This window comes from Imperialibacter sp. (genome assembly GCF_040222815.1).
Classification (GTDB): domain Bacteria; phylum Bacteroidota; class Bacteroidia; order Cytophagales; family Cyclobacteriaceae; genus Imperialibacter.
Genome location: NZ_JAVKCH010000028.1, coordinates 167,914 through 186,957, shown reverse-complemented (window position 1 = coordinate 186,957; position 19,044 = coordinate 167,914). Strand labels below are relative to the sequence as shown.

Below are 19,044 nucleotides of genomic sequence, written 5' to 3'. Positions count from 1 at the left end.
CACAAAATCATGTCAATAACAGAACTATCGGTAAAAAGACCCACTTTGGTGGTAGTACTTTTTACAATACTTACCCTCCTTGGAATTATCAGCTACACTACCCTTAGCTACGAACTTCTGCCAAAAATCACCTCTCCTGTTTTAAGTATAGTAACAGTATATCCAGGTGCTTCACCCGGTGAGGTTGAAAATGCGGTAACTATCAAAGTGGAAGATGCTGTATCCTCGCTTGAAGGAGTTGAAAGTATCAAATCCATCTCGATGGAAAGTGTTTCTTCGGTTACCATACAGCTAAAGTATGGCTCTGACGTGGATCTTATCTTGCAAGATGCGCAACGGAAGATGAGCAATATACTTTCCTCTCTGCCTGACCAGGCAGAGCAACCAACAGTGCAAAAATTTTCTCTGGATGAATTGCCAATCATGCGTTTGGGTGTTTCGTCTAATATTTCACCTGTGCTGTTCAATGAGTTTGTCGAAGAAAATGTAAAGGAGACCCTGAGTCGGATTGATGGTGTCGCCAAGGTTGAAATGATTGGCGGTGTCGAAAGAGAGATAAAAATCAACGTCGATGGAGATAAACTGAGTGCGTTCAATTTGTCAATCTTGCAGGTGACGCAGGCAATCACAGGCGCTAACCTCGACTTTCCTACAGGAAAGATAAAAGACGATGAGCAGCAAGTACTTGTGAGACTCAGCGGTAAATTTCAAAGTGTCAGAGACATCGAGAACCTGGCCATACAAACCAGCACCGGCGCTGCCCCTATTCTTATCAAGGACATAGCTGAGGTACTTGATACAGAAAAAGAAACTTCCTCGCTGTCGAGAATCAACGGCACCAACAGCATAGGCCTCCTGATCTCCAAGCAGTCTGATGGCAACACAGTGCAGGTAGCTGAAGACGTGAAGAAACGAATTGCTCAGTTGGAAGACACCTATGCTGACGAAAATCTCGTTTTCACCACCGCTCAGGACAGTTCAGAGTTTACACTGGAGGCTGCCAATGCAGTTATTCACGATTTGGTTATCGCTGTGATACTGGTGGCTTTCATTATGCTGCTGTTCCTGCACAGCCTGAGGGACGCTATTATTGTAATGGTCTCCATCCCCGTGTCTATCGTGACCACTTTCATTGTGATGAGCCTTTTGGGCTTCTCGTTGAACCTCATGACGCTATTGGGACTTTCCTTAGTGGTTGGCATTTTGGTCGACGACAGCATTGTCGTAATTGAGAATATCCATGCCAGGATGCACCAAGGAGCATCCGCCTGGGATGCTGCCAAAGACACCTGGAAGCAAATAGGTCTTTCAGTGATGTCTATTACCCTGACAATCATAGTTGTATTCGTCCCCATCACCTTTGTTACAGGCATCATTGCTGACTTGTTGAGACAGTTTGCCCTGGTGGTAGCCTTCGCAACAGCGATCAGTTTCGTTGTTTCCTTTACGCTCACACCTTTTCTATCATCCCGTTTTTCGAAAGCCATCCAATTGAACAACAATAACTGGATGCATAAGCCCCTCATTTGGTTTGAAACTGGCCTTAACGGGCTTATCAACGGATACAAAGCGCTTCTGGAGTGGACACTCGCACATAAGAGATGGACGATACTTGGCATCTTCAGCCTTGTGATTGCCTCATTCTTTCTCTTCTCGGTTGGTTTGATCGGCAGCGAATTTGTGAAAAATGGCGACAATGGAGAATTTCTCGTCACAATTGAACTCCCCAAGGAAAGCACTTTTGAAGAGACCAATCAGACAACACGTTTGGTTGAAGAACTATTGCTAAAAGACGACCTGATCAGCAATATTTTCGCATCTGTGGGGTCGGTAGGCGGCTCTTCTGCCGGGCAAACAACTGCCTACAAAGCAGAGATCAATGCCAAAATGATCAGCCCAGATCTGCGAACAATTTCCTCAGCTGAGTATGCCCAGGATATCAAAATGAAGTTGAGAAGGGACTTTGTGGGAGCTAAATTTACCGTAACACCTGTGAGCATGGTTGGTGGTGGAACCGCTGCACCAGTGCAGGTCATCCTGAAAGGAAACGACTTAAATACGGTGCTAACCTTTGCCGACCAGGCATTGCTGGAGATCAGCAAGGTGGCCGGTACAATCGAAGAAGAACTTACTGTAGATGCCGGTAACCCGGAAATTTCAGTGTCTGTTGATCGTGAAAAGATGGCGCTTCTTGGCCTGACGATGGATGTGGTGGGTGGAACGATGCAAAATGCATTTTCAGGAAACACCGACAACAAGTACAGAGACGGCCAAAATGAGTATGATATCAATATACAGCTAGACCAATTTGATCGCCGGAATATTGATGACATTAAAAAACTAACTTTTAAGAACCCCCAAGGACATCTCATACAACTCCAGCAGTTTGCCGATGTAGTTTTTGCGAACGGGCCAAGCAGGCTGGAAAGAGACGACAAGCAGACCTCCGTTACTCTAACTTCTCAAATAATCGGGCGGCCCGAGGGAAACGTGGGTGCCGATGTGCAAGCGGCGATTGCTGCCATGGATATGCCAGATGGTGTGGAATTTACCATGGGTGGTAACCTCGATAGTCAACAGGAAGCCTTTATCGACCTTGGTGTAGCTCTTCTGATGTCAATTGTGCTGGTGTACCTGATCATGGTGGCCTTGTACGATTCCTACGTTTACCCATTCGTGGTGATGTTCTCTGTGCCTGTGGCATTGATTGGCGCTTTGCTTGCATTGGCTCTGGCACTCGAAAACCTCAGTATTTTCACCATCCTTGGGATTATCATGCTGGTCGGGCTGGTTATCAAGAACGCCATTTTGATTGTCGACTTCACCAATCAACTCAAGGCGGAAGGCAAAGGCAGCTTTGAAGCAGTAGTGGAAGCTGGTGTTGCCAGATTCCGACCAGTACTAATGACCACTATCGCAATGGTCATCGCCATGATACCTATCGCCATCGCCACCGGTGCCGGCTCAGAGTGGAAAAATGGTCTTGCCATAGTGCTTATCGGAGGCCTTACAAGCTCTATGATTTTTACCATTGTCCTGGTACCAGTCACTTACCTGTCGTTCGACATCATCATCGACTATACGAAAAGGAAATTTAAGAAAAGCCCTGCGCTAGTAGTTGAGCAGGTCTTGTAGGCCAGTGCAGAGAGGGGGTGTAGTTTCCCCCTCTCCTTTACTCTCCAGAATGAAGTCACCAATAGTCATGAAGAACAACACTGAAATACTGAAAATAGCTCTGTCTCTTTTCTCTCAATACGGAGCAAAAGCAAGCATGGATGAGATCGCAAGAGTAGCTGCCATATCAAAAAAGACGCTGTACCAACAGTTTCGAAGCAAAGCAGAGCTGATTTTAAGCCTTCTTGAGCTAACCGAAAAGGAATGGGGAACCTACACAGAGAAGCTTGAAAGTTCAGAAGATAATCCTCTGTTACTGTTGATTGGGTTTTATAAGTACAGGTATGATCAAATTATCAGGCTCAATTCTCTATTCCTGGTGCAGTCGGCTAAATACTTCCCGGATGCCAGAGACATTTACGATAGGGTCAGCAATAAGACTGATCAAGTAGTGGAACTATTGCTGAAACGGGCTCAAGACATGCAGATGCTGCATGAAGAGGTTGACGTGGAGACTTTGGTACGATGCCACAAAACTCTCTTCCGGGCCTTCATGTCTGAAAGCAGCAGGTTTGAAGAGGCATCTTACCAGGTTTTCAAACATATGATCTTATTAAATATCATTGGGGCAGTTAAAAGCAACGATGAACTCACGCTTGAACTTTTGGAATGCATTTGATTAGAAACGGGTTGAAAGCCTTACTGGTAACGGTGGCATCACTGCTCTTCGTTGTGATGGCGCTAGCTATCGTTGTGCCAAGGATATACAAGAACGAAATACAAGTACTCATTGAAACAGAAATAGAGAAAATGCTCGAAGCAGATGTCTATTTTGACATTGATGACGTGACGATCAGCGTGTTTTCAAATTTTCCCCAGCTAACGCTCGAGATGCACAATTTCGGGCTCATCGGTGTGGATGAATTCAAATCGGACACGTTGCTACACTCCGATGCTCTTCGCCTTGAAATGAACCTTTGGAGTGTCATTTTTGCAGATGCAATCGAGGTAAATAAAATAGGACTTGATGGTCCGAAGGTAAATATTTTCACTCTCAAAAGTGGCCAGGCCAATTACGATATTTATTCCTCGTCAGGGTCTACAAATGACGGAGACACCTCGGCTAGCCCAATGGCGCTCGATATAGAATCCTGGGAAATTGCAGCCGGTCGGGTTACGTACCGGGACGAAGGGCTCGGTGTGGACTTGCTCATGGACACACTCAATATGGAGGGATCGGCTACTATGCTGGGCGACTTGGTCAAAATCGAATCTAACCTGCTCTCAAATGCTTTTAGTATGAGTTACGAGGGAATTAAATATTTTAACGCCTACCTTCTCAAGGCATCTCTCAGCATAGACTTTGATATGGAGAAGTTTGCTTTCACACTCAACGACGGTACCAGCGTTACCCTCAACGAGTTCCCGCTGTTAGTGAATGGCACTTTGGAACTCCCAGATAACGGTAACATCCTCACCAATATTCATTTTGAAGCTAAAAACACTGAATTCAAGAGCCTTCTTTCGGTTGTCCCGACTATGTACGATGAGTCATTCAGTAAATTGAAATCGGAAGGCCAGGTAAGTTTTGCTGGAGAAATTAATGGTACCTACAACGAAAATACGCTCCCTGTGATGGGGCTGTCTCTAAATGTGAGCGAGGGCATATTTAAATATGATGGTCTGCCAGAGTCAGTCAACAGCGTCAACATTGACCTAAGGGTGGACTATAAAGACAGTAGCGATATAAGTCTTGACATGCCACGTTTTGAGATGAAGCTGGGGGATAATCCAATATCAGCCAACCTTAGTTTAAAGAAACAGCTCAAATTGGCAATTCAGTCAAACCTCAAGGTGAAATTCAATTTGCTTGATATCCAAAAGATATTTCCAATTGAGGAGCTAGATTTTGCCGGAAATCTGGGTGTAGAGGCCTCGGTTGACGGAATACTAGACATGGAAAAAAAGGTTCTTCCGTCTATCAGGTTCGAAACCATCCTTGTGAACGGGCGGCTAGCCAGCGAGAAAGTGCCCTTCCCCGTGAAGGACATATCTCTTTCCTTGAGTTTCAACCTGCCGAATGGAGAATTCGAGAAATTTGACGCCAATCTAAGTAGGTTCAATTTCAATTTCGGAGAAGAACAATTCAATGTTTTTGCCCGGCTTAAAAATCTGAGCGATCCCTCTTTTGAATTAGACGCCAGTGGGGGGTTAAACTTTGATCAATTCAATAAACTCATTCCTGAAAAGGCAGAAACCATTATTGGAGGGCAAATAGGACTGAAAAACCTGAAGGCTGCAGGCAAGCTCTCGTCAATTGCATCTGCAAAGTATCAAGATATTGAGACAGGCGGGCAGCTGACCGCTTCAAACCTTGTGCTCAAAACCAAATCCCTGCCTCTGGATGTGAACCTGACCAATGTTGAATTGGGAGTTTCTCCAGAAAGACTTACTATGGACAGCTTTAAGGGAAGCATAGGGAATACTGATTTCAGCGTAAACGGAGTTGTTGAGAACTATCTTGGCTATTTTCTTGCCCTTTCAGATTCTGTGCTAAAAGGAAATTTTGTTGTTAAGTCTTCGAATTTGGATGTGGATCAATTGATGACTTTAGTACCTGAGTCGTCGGCGCAACCGACTCAAAACGAGGAAAGCCCCACCATTTCACTTCCTGCCAATTTAAACCTGGTGTTGAATACGTCCATTGGACAGGTAGTTTACTCCAGTTTAAACCTTTCTAATTTCGAAGGAAAAGTGTACTTAAAGAACGGAAAGGCTACTCTCGAAAACCTAAGCCTACTTACCCTGGACGGCAAAATCAAGATGGATGGAAACGTAGATCTACGGGAAGGCAGACAGCCCTTCTACGACCTGCGTTTAAATGCCACAGCGATTGATATCAGTAAAACACTGCACACATTTGTACCATTGCAGGGGTTTGTTCCCATCGCTGAAAAAGTGAAGGGAAAGGTCTCTGGTGCTTTTGAAGTGAGTGGGGGCTTAGGTGAAGGTCTTAGTCTTGACTATAACTCAATCAATGCAGAAGCCAGCGTTTGGGTGTTGGTAGCAAGAATCGAAAATGTTGAGCTTATAAAATTGATCTCAAGAATAGGTAAGCAAGCACTTTCGGACGACCTGGAAATCAGAGATGTCAGAATGAAGGGCAAAGTCGTGAGCGGTCGATTGATTTTTGACCCATTTACTTTACCAATCGGCAAAAGTTCATTTACCCTGGGGGGAACCTCAAGTCTTGACGGAGAACTCCAATGCGATGCTAACCTGAATTTTCCTGTCAACAATATTGAGCAAAGCCTTTTCTTCAAAATAAACGGTAGTTATGACGACCTACAGGTAAGCCTGGTAAACGGCCAGGGCCTGACAGTGAAAGAACATGTGAAAAGCACGGTTGAAACTGCGAAAGCAGATATCAAAGAAGAAGCTACAGAACAGCTTGAGGTGAAAAAGGCAGAGCTGAAGGAAAAAGCAGAAGAAAAGAAGGAGGAGGCTAAAGACAATATAAAAAATGCCCTCAGAGAAAAATTAAAGAAGAAAGGAGGGTAAGGTAGCGTGGATAGCAGCGGGTGATAGGGTATTCAAACATTGTTTATCAGATCGGCTAAAGGCCGTCCCAATAATCCTCCTCTGACAGATTTTGGAAATTCCCTATATTCGACACTTATCATAACCAATCGTTTCAATGAAGAGATGTTCCTCCCTTTTTCAGCTTGCTGCTTTGTTAATTCTCATTACCGGTTGCCAGCCAGAACAGCCTCAGCAAGAGGTAGTCACCGCCGCTGCGCCAACAACCAAACGATACGATGACCTGGTGGCGTTGTTCAAAGAGTGGAGGAGCTTCGAAACCCCGCCTTTGAAGGATGGAGCACCTGACTATACTACAGCCACGTTCGAAAAGCGCTGGACGGAGTTTGAGCAGTTGCAGGGCCGACTGATGGCTGTGGACACTACAGGGTGGGCAGTCGAAGAAAAGGTGGACTGGATGGTTGTGTGGGCCGAAATGAACGGCTACGACTTCAATCATCACATATTGAAACCATGGGAAAGAGATCCTGCTTTTTACAAAGTGCTGTGGATGGAACGCAGCGACGTGCCTGCACATGAAGGACCGACAAACCATGCCGCTTTAGATGTTTGGAAGTACAGCTTTCCACTTAACACAGAAGACAAAATCCAATTCCTTGACGAGTTATCGGTCATTCCAGCTTTTAATGAACAAGCAAAAATCAACTTAACTGGTAATGCCAAAGACCTATGGGTAGCGGGCATCAGGGATATTCGCACACAAAGCGAAGACTTGAAGGGGCTGCTGATGCTGCCAGGTGTAAAGGACGACGCCGGCATGGTACAAATCATCAATGACGGCATTGCGTCTACAGAGGAATTGGTTGAATGGCTGGAAGAAAAGGTGGATACAAAAACCGGCCCGTCTGGCGTAGGGAAAGAAAATTACACATGGTACCTGCAAAATGTTCATCTGGTACCCCTCACATGGGACGATGAGGTGATGCTGCTGAAAAGGGAGCTGTCCCGTGCCTGGGCTTCTCTGAAACTGGAAGAACACCGCAACCGCAACCTGCCTGAGCTCACCGCTGCTGACTCTCCGGAGGCGTTTAAGGAAATGGCAGAAAAGGCAGCGGTTAGTATGATGACGTTTCTGGAGCAAGACGAAATTGTAACGGTGAAGCCCTACTTCGAGCCAGCACTAAGGGAGCACCTGGGGAGCTATGTACCGAAAGAAAGGCGTAACTTTTTCCTTATTGGGATGCATTACGATCCAAGGCCGTTGTATTCACACTTCTATCACTGGTTTGAGTTGGCCCGCATGGACAACGAACCACATGAAAGCGAAATTCGCAAAGGCCCATTGTTGTACAATATCTTCGACTCCCGCAATGAGGGCACTGCTACGGCTGTGGAGGAGATATTTATGCAGGCAGGCTTCTACGATGACGATCCAAGAGTAAGGGAAATAGTCTATATCATGATTGCGCAAAGGGCCGCCAGGGGACTGGGGTCACTTTATGCTCAGGCCAACGAAATGAACAGCGTGGAGGCTGGAGGTATTCACTCTGAATACACACCCAGAGGCTGGATGAAAACTGAAAAGGAACTGCTCCTCTTTGAGCAGCATTTATACCTGCGCCAGCCGGGTTATGGCAGCAGCTACATCACAGGCAAGTATTTACTGGAAAATGCCATGGCAGAGTTTGCCAGAATGAAGGAGGCCAACAATGAACCATTCAAAGTGAAAGACTTCTTTGACCAACTGAATGCCATAGGATGTATCCCAATATCGTTGGGACACTGGCAAATGACGGGTAATGATGATCATTTGAAGGTGATTAGGGAGTAAGCTGGTAATTTTCTATCCCTTGGTCGACTAGAGAGGGTACTGGGCAGGTCAGCATTTCGATGCAAGGTTTATCGAATCTCTTGAGTGTTACGTAACAATTTCCTAAATTTGCACGTAACATAATGCCCATGGATACTAAATTAACTTTGAACGTTGATAAGGAAATCATAGAGCAAGCCAAGGCATATGCTAAGGCCCACAAGGTCAGCCTGTCTAAGTTAATAGAAAGCTATTTATCTTCTTTGACCAGTAAAAGCTCAAAGGGTGCTGAGATAACACCTCTTGTAAAAAGCTTAAGTGGAGTCATTAAAATTGATAGTGATTTTGACTATAAAGAGGGGTATACAGACTATTTGCTTGAGAAGTATAAGTGAAAAAGCTACTGCTAGACACTAACATAGTCCTTGATTTACTAGCCCGAAGAGAGCCATTTTATGAAAGTGCAGTTCATATTATTTCGCTTGGCGACAAAGGAAAGCTGAAACTTTTTGTTAGCGCTCTTACTATTGCCAATACAAATTATGTGCTCGCCAAGTTCAAAGGAGCAGATGAAGCCCGAGAGATCATTAGACGGTTTCTGATGCTGACGAAAGTATTACCCCTGTCGGAAAGGACGATTAGCCTTGCTTTGAATGGCATAGCATTCAAAGATTTTGAAGACGGACTACAATATTATACTGCTGTAGAAAACAACCTTGATACAATCATCACCAGAGACCTTAAGGATTTTAAAACCTCAGAAATCCCAGTAATGACAGCTTCGGAATACCTGAGTTCAACCAGTACATAATTGTCTTCCCTACTTAGGCGATAAACCAGTCTACCAACTAAGCCCAATGCCAAAGGCCAGCATCACTGGCGGCGCACCGTTTCCTTTGAATACTTGTTTCTCAAATTCTTCGTCGATAGACAGAATTTTTTGAATACCTATTTGGGTAACGAGACCGAGGTCGCTCGACTTGCTGAACACCAGCCGACCTCCGAATTCCAAGCCAAGGGTGGTGATTTTTCCGAAGCCACCGTCTTTGAAGCTTATATTGAAGAATGAACTGTTCTTTTCGGGGTTGGTGTGAATTTTCAATCCTATTGTGAATCCAGCCAAACCACCTCCCATGTGCACACCAAAATAGTCGCTGGCTCTGATTTCATAGTCGACACCTATCAGTGTTAGACCGCCAATCTGATAACCCACCGCCGTGATATTTCTATTCTCCGTATAGGCTTCAGTTGTTGCTTCCTCCGGGGATTCCGCAGGAGCTTGTGCCGTCGAATTATTCTTGCTCTCTGAGGCTTTGTAGTTAGGGTTGTCTCCGCTTACAGGCTGCGTGGCCGAGAACAATGCAGCATCCGAACCAGGTACAGTATTTCTGGAGGGTTGGGGCTTTTCCGTTTTTCCATGCATTACCGACACCCAGTTGGAGTCGCCGAAGGCAAAAAGGCTTTTTGCCACCGCCTCCCTGATGTTGGCCTCATGCAGTTTGGTTACGTCGGTGCCGGTGACCTCCACATGTTGATCGGTGCTGAAGAGCTTAGTTTCGCCATTGAAAAAGTCCACGGAAATGTCGGCGTACCCAACTTCACCTACATTTGCCGACTTTTCGGAAATTTCCAGTCGGTTGACCACCATCACAATAGGAATCTCCTGGTTTGTTGTAGGAAAAGCAGATTTTAAGTAGCCTTCCAGTGAGTTTTCCAGTCCGTATTCAAACTGGGCAAGGCGCTGGGCGCCGTTGTGCACAATGCCAATCCGGCTTTTATCGGTTCGGTTGTCGATGACCTGGTCTATATAAAAACTTCTGTTGGGAATATTAATATAGTCAGGGTTCAGCTTTACGACGTAGGTTTTTTGAGCAAATGAAGTGCCTGACGACAGGCCAATAAACAGAAGGCAGAGTAATAGCTGGTTCATGGTGATAGGTTGGTATTTTTTTAACGCCGGTTTCCCGAAGGATTACCACTCCCAATATGCAGAAGTATTTTAATTCTCTGGTATATTTTTTTTCAAATAACTTCAAAAAAATTCAGTTGAAACAAAAGATACGATATAACCATCGGCTAAATATTAAGCTGGTTGTAAAAGCTCTGGCGAGAGGTGATGGTTACATGACTTGCAGGGTGGCTGGCACCAGCCTAAAGACATCGGTGACACGTATTTTTAGTTGGTTAACGCCGATAAATCGCTTTGCATTTATTCAAAACTTTAATATGTTTGCATCCCGTTTCGGAATGAGACACGAAACGTAGTTCCTTCACTTCAAGCCTGGGTGGCGAAATTGGTAGACGCAAAGGTCTCAAACACCTTCGGGGGCAACCCCATGCCGGTTCGAGTCCGGCCCCAGGTACTCTTTTCTTATCTCACTTCCCTAGTCTGCTACGGTAATAATTTCATTCGAAGAGGCAATTGGCTTTTCCGCAAAAAGCACCCTTGTCTTCGCCCAGGTGGTTTTGAATAGCTCTGAATGTCTGTAGTTTTCCAGGTCAGCAGCAGTTTGCCAGTGGCTGTAGGTGGTGAAAGCGTTGGGCATCTCCGTGCTTTGCCATAGCTCCAAATGCTGACAGCCCTCAAAATACCGGATTTTGCTTTTGGAATTGTTGAAGATCGTCAGGAACTCGCTGACTTTATCGGGATGAAAGGTCATGCGCACAATCCTGATAATCATAGCTATTCAGTTACAAAGTTGATAAATACAGGGGAATCGTAGTGAAGCCCCAGCAGGTCCGACCCATGCCCATTGTTGATGCCAATTTCCAGCAAGCCCGATTGGTTGAAGATGAAAAAGCATTCGCCTCCTTCTACGGAGAAATAGGACTCGTGAATTTCAGTAGAGCGCTCCCTTCCAAAAGATATTTCGAAGCCTTTTTGCTGGTTGAGCTCCATAATGGTATCAAAGTCTTCTTTAGCAATGTTGGTGATCAAATTGCCGTAATGGTCGATATGAATCACATGGCCGGTGATTTGCTTTTTGGTCGTTTTCCCCTTTTTCTTGATCAGGGTATTGAGCTCAGGCACCATTTTCCCCAGGTCATGAATAGACTTGCCGCTGGCCAGGTAAGAGGCGGCCTGCGCATACATGTTTCTGGCTGGGAAAGTCGTTTTCTTCTTATTGATCAGGTCGAGTGTTACAATGGCTGTTGGCTTTTGCGTAGAAATCAGACTAAATATGCCATTGTCGGGCCCTACGAAGAAGTGATCTTCCAGCTTAACTGCCACTGGTTTGTCCTCTCTTTTTCCGGTCGAGTTCACGGCCACCATATGCACCGTACCCTTAGGGAAATCACGAAAGACCGATTCCAGAAGGTAGGAGGCCTCTGCAAGGTTACACGATGCCACTCCATGGGTAATGTCAACTATTTGTAATCCAGGGTTGACGCTCATTATTGCTGCCTTCACTGCTGCCACGTAATGGTCTGACGTACCGAAATCTGACAGAAAAGTGATGAGAGCCATGTAGGAAGACGCAAATAATAGTTAGTTTTACAGGGGCAAAGTAAATAAAAATAAAGCACTTAGCTGATTACTAACAGAATCTAAAATAGATCATCATTTGATAGAAAAGGTCATCACACTGGAGAATATCTCCCTTCTCGATTTTCTTGGGATTGAGAACCAAAATATTAAGCAAATTGCCCAGGCGTTTCCTCAAAGCAAGATCATCTCCCGAGGAAATGAGATAAGGATACAGGGCAGCACGCCCGAAATCATCAGGATCAACGACATCCTCAATTCTCTCATTCAGCACTACAACAAGTTCGGTATGGTAACGGAAGAGAATGTTTCTAACTACCTGACGCAAGAGGACGAGACTGTGCTCGACGAGGACAAGGACGATGTGCTCATCTATGGCACCAAAGGCTTTAAGATCGTCCCGAAAACGCCCAATCAAAAAGCACTTGTAACAGCGTCCCGGAAGAACGACCTGGTGTTTGCCATAGGCCCGGCTGGTACCGGCAAGACCTATATTTCTGTGGCACTGGCAGTAAAGGCACTCAAGAACAGAGAGGTGAAAAAAATTATCATCACCCGTCCGGCGGTAGAAGCTGGAGAAAACCTTGGGTTTTTGCCTGGTGACCTGAAAGAAAAAATCGACCCGTATCTTCGTCCGATCTACGATGCACTGGACGACATGGTACCACCTGAAAAACTGAAGTTTTATCAGGAAAATAGGGTGATAGAAATAGCGCCGCTTGCCTACATGCGGGGCCGTACGCTCAATCATGCATTTATTTTGCTGGACGAAGCGCAGAATACCTCGGCCATGCAAATCAAGATGTTTCTGACCAGGATGGGCCCCACCTCGAAAGTGATCATTACGGGCGACAAGTCGCAGGTTGATCTGCCCAAAAAGCAAAAGTCAGGTCTTATTGAAGCATTGAACGTGCTAAAGGACGTGAAAGGCATTGGTTTTGTGGAGCTGGATGGCAAAGATGTGGTAAGACATAAGCTGGTGAGAGAAATTATCAAGGCTTATGATCAGTTTGACGAAGGAGAAGAAGACCGCAAATGAATGATATAGAGGTTAGGAAAATCGCCTCGAAAGAAGACCTGGAGCATGCCTTTCGGATTCGCCGTGCTGTATTTATTGAGGAGCAGAAGGTGAGTGAAGCGGATGAATATGATGGTTTGGATGAATCGTCAACCCATTTTCTGGCCTTTTTTGGAAGTCAGCCTGCTGGAACTGCCAGGTGGAGATATGTAGAAAATAGCGTCAAGCTCGAACGGTTTGCTGTACTTGTTAGTTTTAGGGGAAAGGGAGTTGGTAAAGAGCTGTTGAAAAAGGTAATGGGAGATGTACTTGCGACCGTTCCGTTGGGAACCAGAGTCTTTCTTCATGCACAAGTGGACGTGGTGCCTTTGTATCAATCGCATGGGTTCGTGACCGTGGGAGAGGAGTTCGAAGAGTGTAACATTCTTCATATTGAAATGGAGTACGATCACAATAGCTGACTTTGAGAAAATCAGCTTGGAAATTGAGACCAGTTAAAGCTTAAACGATAGAGAATTGACAGCATTGGAAAGAATAACTCATTTTTTTGAGTTGGCAGGCGGGGATCTTCACCTTCTTAAGCACGATTATTTTGTTATTGGTAGCGCCGCCATGGTGTTGGCAGGGTGCGAAATGTACAAGATAGGAGACATCAACCTGCTGACCTCCAGTGCAGACGCTAACTTCCTCAAGGAACAATGGAAAGACAGGCAGGTAAAGGACCATGTCTATGCCTATGACAGAATTTTCAGGTCTAACTCGGGCAGGTTTCACTTCAAAGGAGTTGACGCAGAGGTGATGGGAAACCTTGAAGTGAATGCGGGACAACAATGGGTGCCATTGCTTGTCAGGCAATTTATGAACGTGACGGTTGCGGGCATGCAAGTGAAAATACCCACTATCAAGGAGCAGCATCGGATTTATCGTTTTTTCGGCCGACCCAAAGATATCCAAAAGGCTCAGCTACTGTTGAAGCATTTATGAGAAGTCTTTTCGTTATTATCTTTAGCACGAACTTTTCCAATTAGAGCGGCAGAATTACTATTTTTAGAAAAATAGTAGCCAATTGATCCGCTGGAGTGCCATCCCTTTTGTTAGAATTTTTATAGCCTGCGCTGCTGGCATTGGCTGCCATGAGTTGTTTCTGAGAGGCACCTGGCTTCCTTCTTCGTACATAGGGCTTGTTTGGCTTGTGGTATTGCTTCTGTGGTTTTATTCCAGAAAAAACGCTGCCCGAAGTCTGCGCTACCTTTTCGGTATCGTGTTTATGCTTTCCATAGGCCTTGTGGGCATCCTCAGAAGGCAGTCAACTGAGGCCATATTTCAGGAAAATCATTTATATACAAGCAAGACGCCGATAGATTTCTATAAAGGAATTCTGGTAGATGATCCTGCAGAAAAGACAAATACCTGGGCGTTTGATGTCCAGGTCACTGCCATTAGGTCGGGCGATTCGTTGCTGCGAAAGACTGGATTGGTGCAGGTTTACCTGAAAAAAGACTCAGCCACCACGGCCAACCTGAGTGCCCTGAAGTACGGGACGGTACTTTGGATCCACGGAAGCCCGGAAGAAATCAGACCGCTGCGCAACCCTGGCGGATTTGACTTTAAGCAGTACATGGCCAGGAAAGGCATTCATTTTCAGGACTATGTTACCTTCAACGACGTGCTCCTGGCTGGCTCAGACCCTCCCAACAGGTTAGTGAGCGTTTCCATGGGCTGGAGGAGAGAACTGCTACATGTGCTGAAGGAATACCTGCCGGATGTGCGGGAAAGGGGCATAGCTGAGGCGCTGATACTGGGCCAGAAAGACGAAATTGACATCGAACAACGCCGAGCCTATGCGGCTGCTGGTGCTATGCATATTCTGGCAGTGTCAGGCCTGCATGTCGGCATCATCTACATGATCCTGGCATTTTTGCTGAAGCCATTGGAGAAGCGTAAATACGGCAAGCTTGTGCGGTTTGTCATTTTATTTGCCTGCCTGTGGGGCTTTGCACTGATCACCGGCATGTCGGCTTCGGTGCTGAGGGCTGTCACCATGTTTTCTATTGTAATGGTGGCAGAAGGCCTGGGTAGAAAGACCAATATCTACAATTCGCTGGCGCTGGCTGCCTTTCTGCTGCTCCTTTACGACCCCAACTTTCTCTTTCATGTGGGCTACCAGCTTTCGTTTCTGGCGGTGCTGGGTATTGTTTATCTTCAACCCTTTCTGTACCGCCAATGGGCTGCACCTCATTGGCTGCTCGACAAAATCTGGGCTATTACCTGCGTTTCTCTGGCTGCTCAGCTAGCCACAGGGCCATTGAGCATGTACTATTTCAATCAGTTTCCCAGTTGGTTTTTGCTGTCCAATCTGCTGGTCATTCCGGCAGCATTTCTGATCCTCAGCACCGGAGTGGCTTTATTTGCTGTTCATTATGTGTCATCTTTTTTGGCCGGAGTGATCGCCTTTATGCTGAAATGGATGGTGTTTGGCCTCAACTGGTTTGTTGAGTTTATTGAGCAGCTGCCGGCCAGCCAAATCTTCCCTATTTCCTTTTCCTCCGCACAAACCTGGCTGTTGTACGGTGCCCTTCTGCTGATGCTGTTTTGGTGGCAGAGCCGTGATTACAGGTGGTTTCAGTATATGGCTGCCTGCCTGCTGCTGTTTGTCCTGTCGAAAGGACTTTTTGTAGCAGACAAACATCAGAAAAGGGAGCTTGTGATCTACGAAATGACCGGCTACACTGCCATGGATTATCAGGAAGGAGGGAAGGTGTTTCACTATTTTGATGAGGCCTTTAAGCAGGAGGAACGACTATTCAACCTTAATGTGAGACCTCATCTCATCCAGCAGGGCACAATGATCCCTTTTGTTTCCCATGCTGACAACTGGCTCCCTCAAACAGTGTTGATAGAAGACACCCTCGTTGCAATAAAGGCCGGCAGCTTGAAAGTGTTTCATATCCTGAACCCACTGCCGAAGCGTAAAGCTTTTTCAGAACCCCTGGCGGCCGACCTCCTGATCGTATCCAACCAGAGTTTTTGGCCGACGGATCTGGGGAAGTACTTTGCGCCAAAGGAAATAGTTTTTGACGGAACAAGCAGGTTCAACTACCTGAGCAGAACTTCGAAGGCGTTGCAGGGAACCGGCGTAGAAGTCTATATCATTCCATGGGAGGGTGCCTATGTGAGAGATTTGAGAGAGCGTGAGTAGTAGCGCAGCTCTCGCTGACTTGCATTTTTTTTACCGCAAAAGAATCTCCCGATCCACGTTTACCTGATCCAGAAAATAGCTATCGTGTGACACCACCAGTAGCGTGCCCTCATATTCGTTGATGGCCCCGGTCAAAATCTCGATGTTCTGGATGTCGAGGTTGTTGGTGGGCTCGTCCAACACGATAATGTCGGGTGACTGGTGGGTAATGGTGAGGCAGCAGAGCATCAGCCGCATTTTTTCACCTCCACTTAGCGCACTGCATGGCTTGCCCCATTCTTCTTTGAAAAACAGAAACCTGGCCAGCCTTATTTTGACTTCGTGTTCCAGCAATGGTGGCTTGGAGGTGTTGAATAGCTGGGCTTGGTCATACACAGTGAGCTTGTTGTCGATCAGCGAGTAATCCTGGTCGATGTAGATGGCCGAGCTGCCTGCCCGGTAGATCGTGCCCGATTGGGGCTGTGTGTCGCCAAGTATTAGCCTAATCAATGTAGTTTTTCCAGAGCCGTTCAGGCCTTTAATGGCTATTCTGTCGCCGCTGGTGATGCGGAAATCAATTCCGTGTGCCCAAAGTGCCTTTTCACCATACCCGTAGTTAAGTTTTTTCCCCTCTACCAACACCTTGCCTTTGTGGAGATTGGAATTGTCGAAGCCAAACTTCATCGTGTCCCTGTCGGGCAGCTCTTTTCTGAGTGAGCTGAGCTCCTGGGTGATCTCGCCTATCTTTTCTGCGTGAACGCCTTTGAGCCGTGATGTGCTTTTTTCGGCCTTGTCCTTCATGAGGTTCATCATGATGGTCGGCATCCCGGCTTTCTGCTGCTTTTTCTTTCCCCGGGCATCCTGCTTTTGCTTTCTTTCGGCGGCTTCTCTTTCTACTTCTTTCGCTTTGCGAAGGGCCTTTTCTTTGCTGTTCACGTCGTGCTGGAGTGCCTGGCTTTCTATCTTCTTCTGCTCTACGTAAAACTCGTAGTTCCCTCCGTACATCGTGATTTTGCCCCGGCTGAGCTCATAAACATTGTCAAGCAAGTTCAAAAGCTGCCTGTCGTGGCTTACTACAACCAGCGTGAGGGAATTTGACCGCACCAGCTGGTAAAGCAATTCCCGGCCGGTGGAGTCGAGATGGTTGCTGGGCTCATCAAACAGCACCAGTTCCGGTTGGTGTATGGAAATGCCAGCTAGAAATATTTTTGTCTTTTGCCCTCCACTTAGAGAGCTCATGCTGGTGTTTGCAGGCAAGCTTCCAAGCCCCCAATTGGCCAGGGCTTCGCTGCAGCGCTCCTCAATACTCCAGTCATCGTCCAGAATCGCCATGTTGGCTTCTGTTACCTTGCCCTCCAGTATTTGGTGAAGAGCATCGATTTTTCTGTCAACCCTTAGCGCCTGGGCAACAGTGAGGTCATTGAATTGCCCAAACAATTGCGGAAGGTAATAAGGCTTTGAGCCGGACTGCACTGCTCCTGCAGACGGCTCCAGCTCCCCGGCCATGATTTTCATGAGCACACTCTTTCCTTCACCGTTGTTGCCTATGAGGGCTACCTTGTCGTGTCGGTTGATCGTGAAGTTAAGATGGCTGAACAGCACATCCTTATTGGGATGGGTATACGTAATATCTTGAAGAATAAGCATGTTGAATTTCTTTCGGTAGAAGTGAACAAAATGCAGCGGAGGGGGAGAGGCTGCCTACTTTATTTGAAAGAAATTAGATTTCACATTGAGTATGACTGTCTGGCTTTTTTTGGTACGGAAGCAAGGGTGATTTTGTTGCAATGGCCCGGCTTTCAACGAACCATTGCAACTAATCACAGGACAAAATTATGAGGATCTCCATTTTAGACCCAACAATGGCCTCAGGAATTTCACTCTTCTGATCACTTCATAAGTAGCGAAGCAACCAAGGGTCGTGAACATCAACACCATCAGAAACTGGACAGGTGCTGCAACATCGAGCTGGAAAATGTATTTCGACCCCAGATAAAGAAACACCATGTGCAGGATATACACCGGATAGGCAGCCTGACTCAGGTTGGTCAGGGTTTTGCCACCGTGATTCAGGTATTTGTAACCAAAGGCGAAAACCGAGAAGATCCAGAAATTTGATTCTATAGACTGTAGGTAGTTAGGTGCTACCTGATTGAAAACAACCATTCTGATAACGAACAGTGCAGTGGCAGCAATAACAAACGCCCACTTCCACTTCAGGATCATTTCCAGAAAGGGCTGTCCGCTAAGCACGAAACAGAACCCAAAGAAAAATGCCAGCAGGCCAAGGAAGAAGCCGTGCCAGGTAGTGGCATAAAGGGAATAGATACCCGGGTTCACCAGCCATGCTTCTGCAGCGAAAACAACCAAAGTGACAATGAGCCCAAGCGGGTTGCCAAATAGCCATTTGATCCCCTTGGCCATTTTCCCGTCTTCATGATGTTTTAGATAGAAGAAAAGGGGAGAGAGCACTAGCACGTAGATGAAGATATTGCCGAGAAACCACAGGTGCCCGGGGTTATATTCGTAACCGGCTGTCATCTTGTAATACGACTTCCAAATATAGATGTGAATAGGCACGATGGCGAACATCCCGAAAAGGAAAGGCACCAGTATACGGCCTGAACGCTCCAGCATCAGTTCTTTCCAGTTCCTGCGCCTCAGCGCAAAGTAGACGCCCATACCAGAAACAAAAAATAGTAGGGGAATTCTCCACACATTCAGCATCGACATGGGAATCCACAATGATTCCCATGACTTTTCAGAGGTGATGAACCCAATCATCACGCCCCAGGTTTGGAACCCAATGGCGATGTGGTAGATCAGTAGCAAGCCGATGGCGATTACACGCAACCAGTCAACATCGTACCTTCTGTTTGTTGTTGTCATTTGAGTAG

Annotated in this window: 15 protein-coding genes and 1 tRNA gene; 11 read left to right on the top strand and 5 right to left on the bottom strand. The window is 46.2% G+C overall.

Features of this window, described 5'->3' with window-relative positions; translation table 11 throughout:
• The first annotated feature begins 9 nt into the window (after positions 1-9).
• The 6 genes from RIF36_RS16635 to RIF36_RS16610 all read left to right on the top strand — a co-directional run bounded on the left by RIF36_RS16635 (position 10) and on the right by RIF36_RS16610 (position 9,275).
• Positions 10-3,135: an efflux RND transporter permease subunit gene (locus tag RIF36_RS16635; protein WP_350088066.1), complete on the top strand. Its 3,126-nt coding sequence runs from the start codon at positions 10-12 to the stop codon at positions 3,133-3,135.
• 49 nt (positions 3,136-3,184) lie between these two features.
• Entirely contained in the window at positions 3,185-3,793 is a 609-nt protein-coding gene (locus tag RIF36_RS16630; protein WP_350125062.1) for a TetR/AcrR family transcriptional regulator, read from the top strand.
• A complete protein-coding gene (locus RIF36_RS16625; protein WP_350125059.1) occupies positions 3,784-6,675 on the top strand; it encodes an AsmA family protein in 2,892 nt (963 codons plus the stop codon). Before RIF36_RS16630 ends, RIF36_RS16625 begins: the two co-directional genes overlap by 10 nt.
• A 136-nt stretch (positions 6,676-6,811) precedes the next feature.
• Entirely contained in the window at positions 6,812-8,485 is a 1,674-nt protein-coding gene (locus tag RIF36_RS16620) for a hypothetical protein (protein ID WP_350125056.1), read from the top strand.
• 128 nt (positions 8,486-8,613) lie between these two features.
• Complete coding sequence (locus tag RIF36_RS16615; protein WP_151999526.1) at positions 8,614-8,859, top strand: DUF6364 family protein; 246 nt, start codon at positions 8,614-8,616, stop codon at positions 8,857-8,859.
• Positions 8,856-9,275, top strand: coding sequence for a type II toxin-antitoxin system VapC family toxin (locus RIF36_RS16610; protein WP_350125053.1), 420 nt, complete (start codon positions 8,856-8,858; stop codon positions 9,273-9,275). The genes RIF36_RS16615 and RIF36_RS16610 overlap by 4 nt, the downstream gene beginning before the upstream one ends.
• A 30-nt stretch (positions 9,276-9,305) precedes the next feature.
• Here RIF36_RS16610 and RIF36_RS16605 read toward each other — a convergent pair whose 3' ends face one another.
• Positions 9,306-10,394, bottom strand: coding sequence for a hypothetical protein (locus RIF36_RS16605; protein ID WP_350125050.1), 1,089 nt, complete (start codon positions 10,392-10,394; stop codon positions 9,306-9,308).
• Positions 10,395-10,743: 349 nt separating this feature from the next.
• Here RIF36_RS16605 and RIF36_RS16600 point away from each other — a divergent pair.
• Positions 10,744-10,827 (top strand) — tRNA-Leu (locus RIF36_RS16600).
• Between the two features lie 21 nt (positions 10,828-10,848).
• On the opposite strand, the gene RIF36_RS16595 is transcribed toward RIF36_RS16600, so the two are convergent.
• Entirely contained in the window at positions 10,849-11,145 is a 297-nt protein-coding gene (locus tag RIF36_RS16595; RefSeq protein WP_350125047.1) for a putative quinol monooxygenase, read from the bottom strand.
• A gap of 2 nt (positions 11,146-11,147) precedes the next feature.
• Positions 11,148-11,933, bottom strand: a complete 786-nt coding sequence (locus RIF36_RS16590; protein ID WP_350125044.1) for an SAM hydrolase/SAM-dependent halogenase family protein — start codon at positions 11,931-11,933, stop codon at positions 11,148-11,150.
• Between the two features lie 97 nt (positions 11,934-12,030).
• On the opposite strand from RIF36_RS16590, the gene RIF36_RS16585 reads away from it, so the two are divergent.
• From RIF36_RS16585 to RIF36_RS16570, 4 genes are all read left to right on the top strand, one after another.
• On the top strand, positions 12,031-12,990 hold the full coding sequence (locus RIF36_RS16585) for a PhoH family protein (RefSeq protein ID WP_350078045.1): 960 nt from the start codon (positions 12,031-12,033) through the stop codon (positions 12,988-12,990).
• On the top strand, positions 12,987-13,430 hold the full coding sequence (locus RIF36_RS16580; RefSeq protein WP_350125041.1) for a GNAT family N-acetyltransferase: 444 nt from the start codon (positions 12,987-12,989) through the stop codon (positions 13,428-13,430). Before RIF36_RS16585 ends, RIF36_RS16580 begins: the two co-directional genes overlap by 4 nt.
• 55 nt (positions 13,431-13,485) lie before the next feature.
• Positions 13,486-13,953 carry a hypothetical protein gene (locus tag RIF36_RS16575; protein ID WP_350125038.1) on the top strand — a complete coding sequence of 156 codons (468 nt, stop codon included), beginning with the start codon at positions 13,486-13,488 and terminating at the stop codon, positions 13,951-13,953.
• A gap of 82 nt (positions 13,954-14,035) precedes the next feature.
• Positions 14,036-16,168 carry a ComEC/Rec2 family competence protein gene (locus RIF36_RS16570; protein WP_350125035.1) on the top strand — a complete coding sequence of 711 codons (2,133 nt, stop codon included), beginning with the start codon at positions 14,036-14,038 and terminating at the stop codon, positions 16,166-16,168.
• Between the two features lie 30 nt (positions 16,169-16,198).
• Here RIF36_RS16570 and RIF36_RS16565 read toward each other — a convergent pair whose 3' ends face one another.
• Entirely contained in the window at positions 16,199-17,794 is a 1,596-nt protein-coding gene (locus RIF36_RS16565; protein ID WP_350125032.1) for an ABC-F family ATP-binding cassette domain-containing protein, read from the bottom strand.
• Positions 17,795-17,980: 186 nt separating this feature from the next.
• The gene (locus RIF36_RS16560; RefSeq protein WP_350125029.1) at positions 17,981-19,036 is read right to left on the bottom strand and encodes an acyltransferase family protein; all 1,056 of its coding nucleotides are present in this window, start codon (positions 19,034-19,036) and stop codon (positions 17,981-17,983) included.
• Positions 19,037-19,044 lie beyond the last annotated feature (8 nt).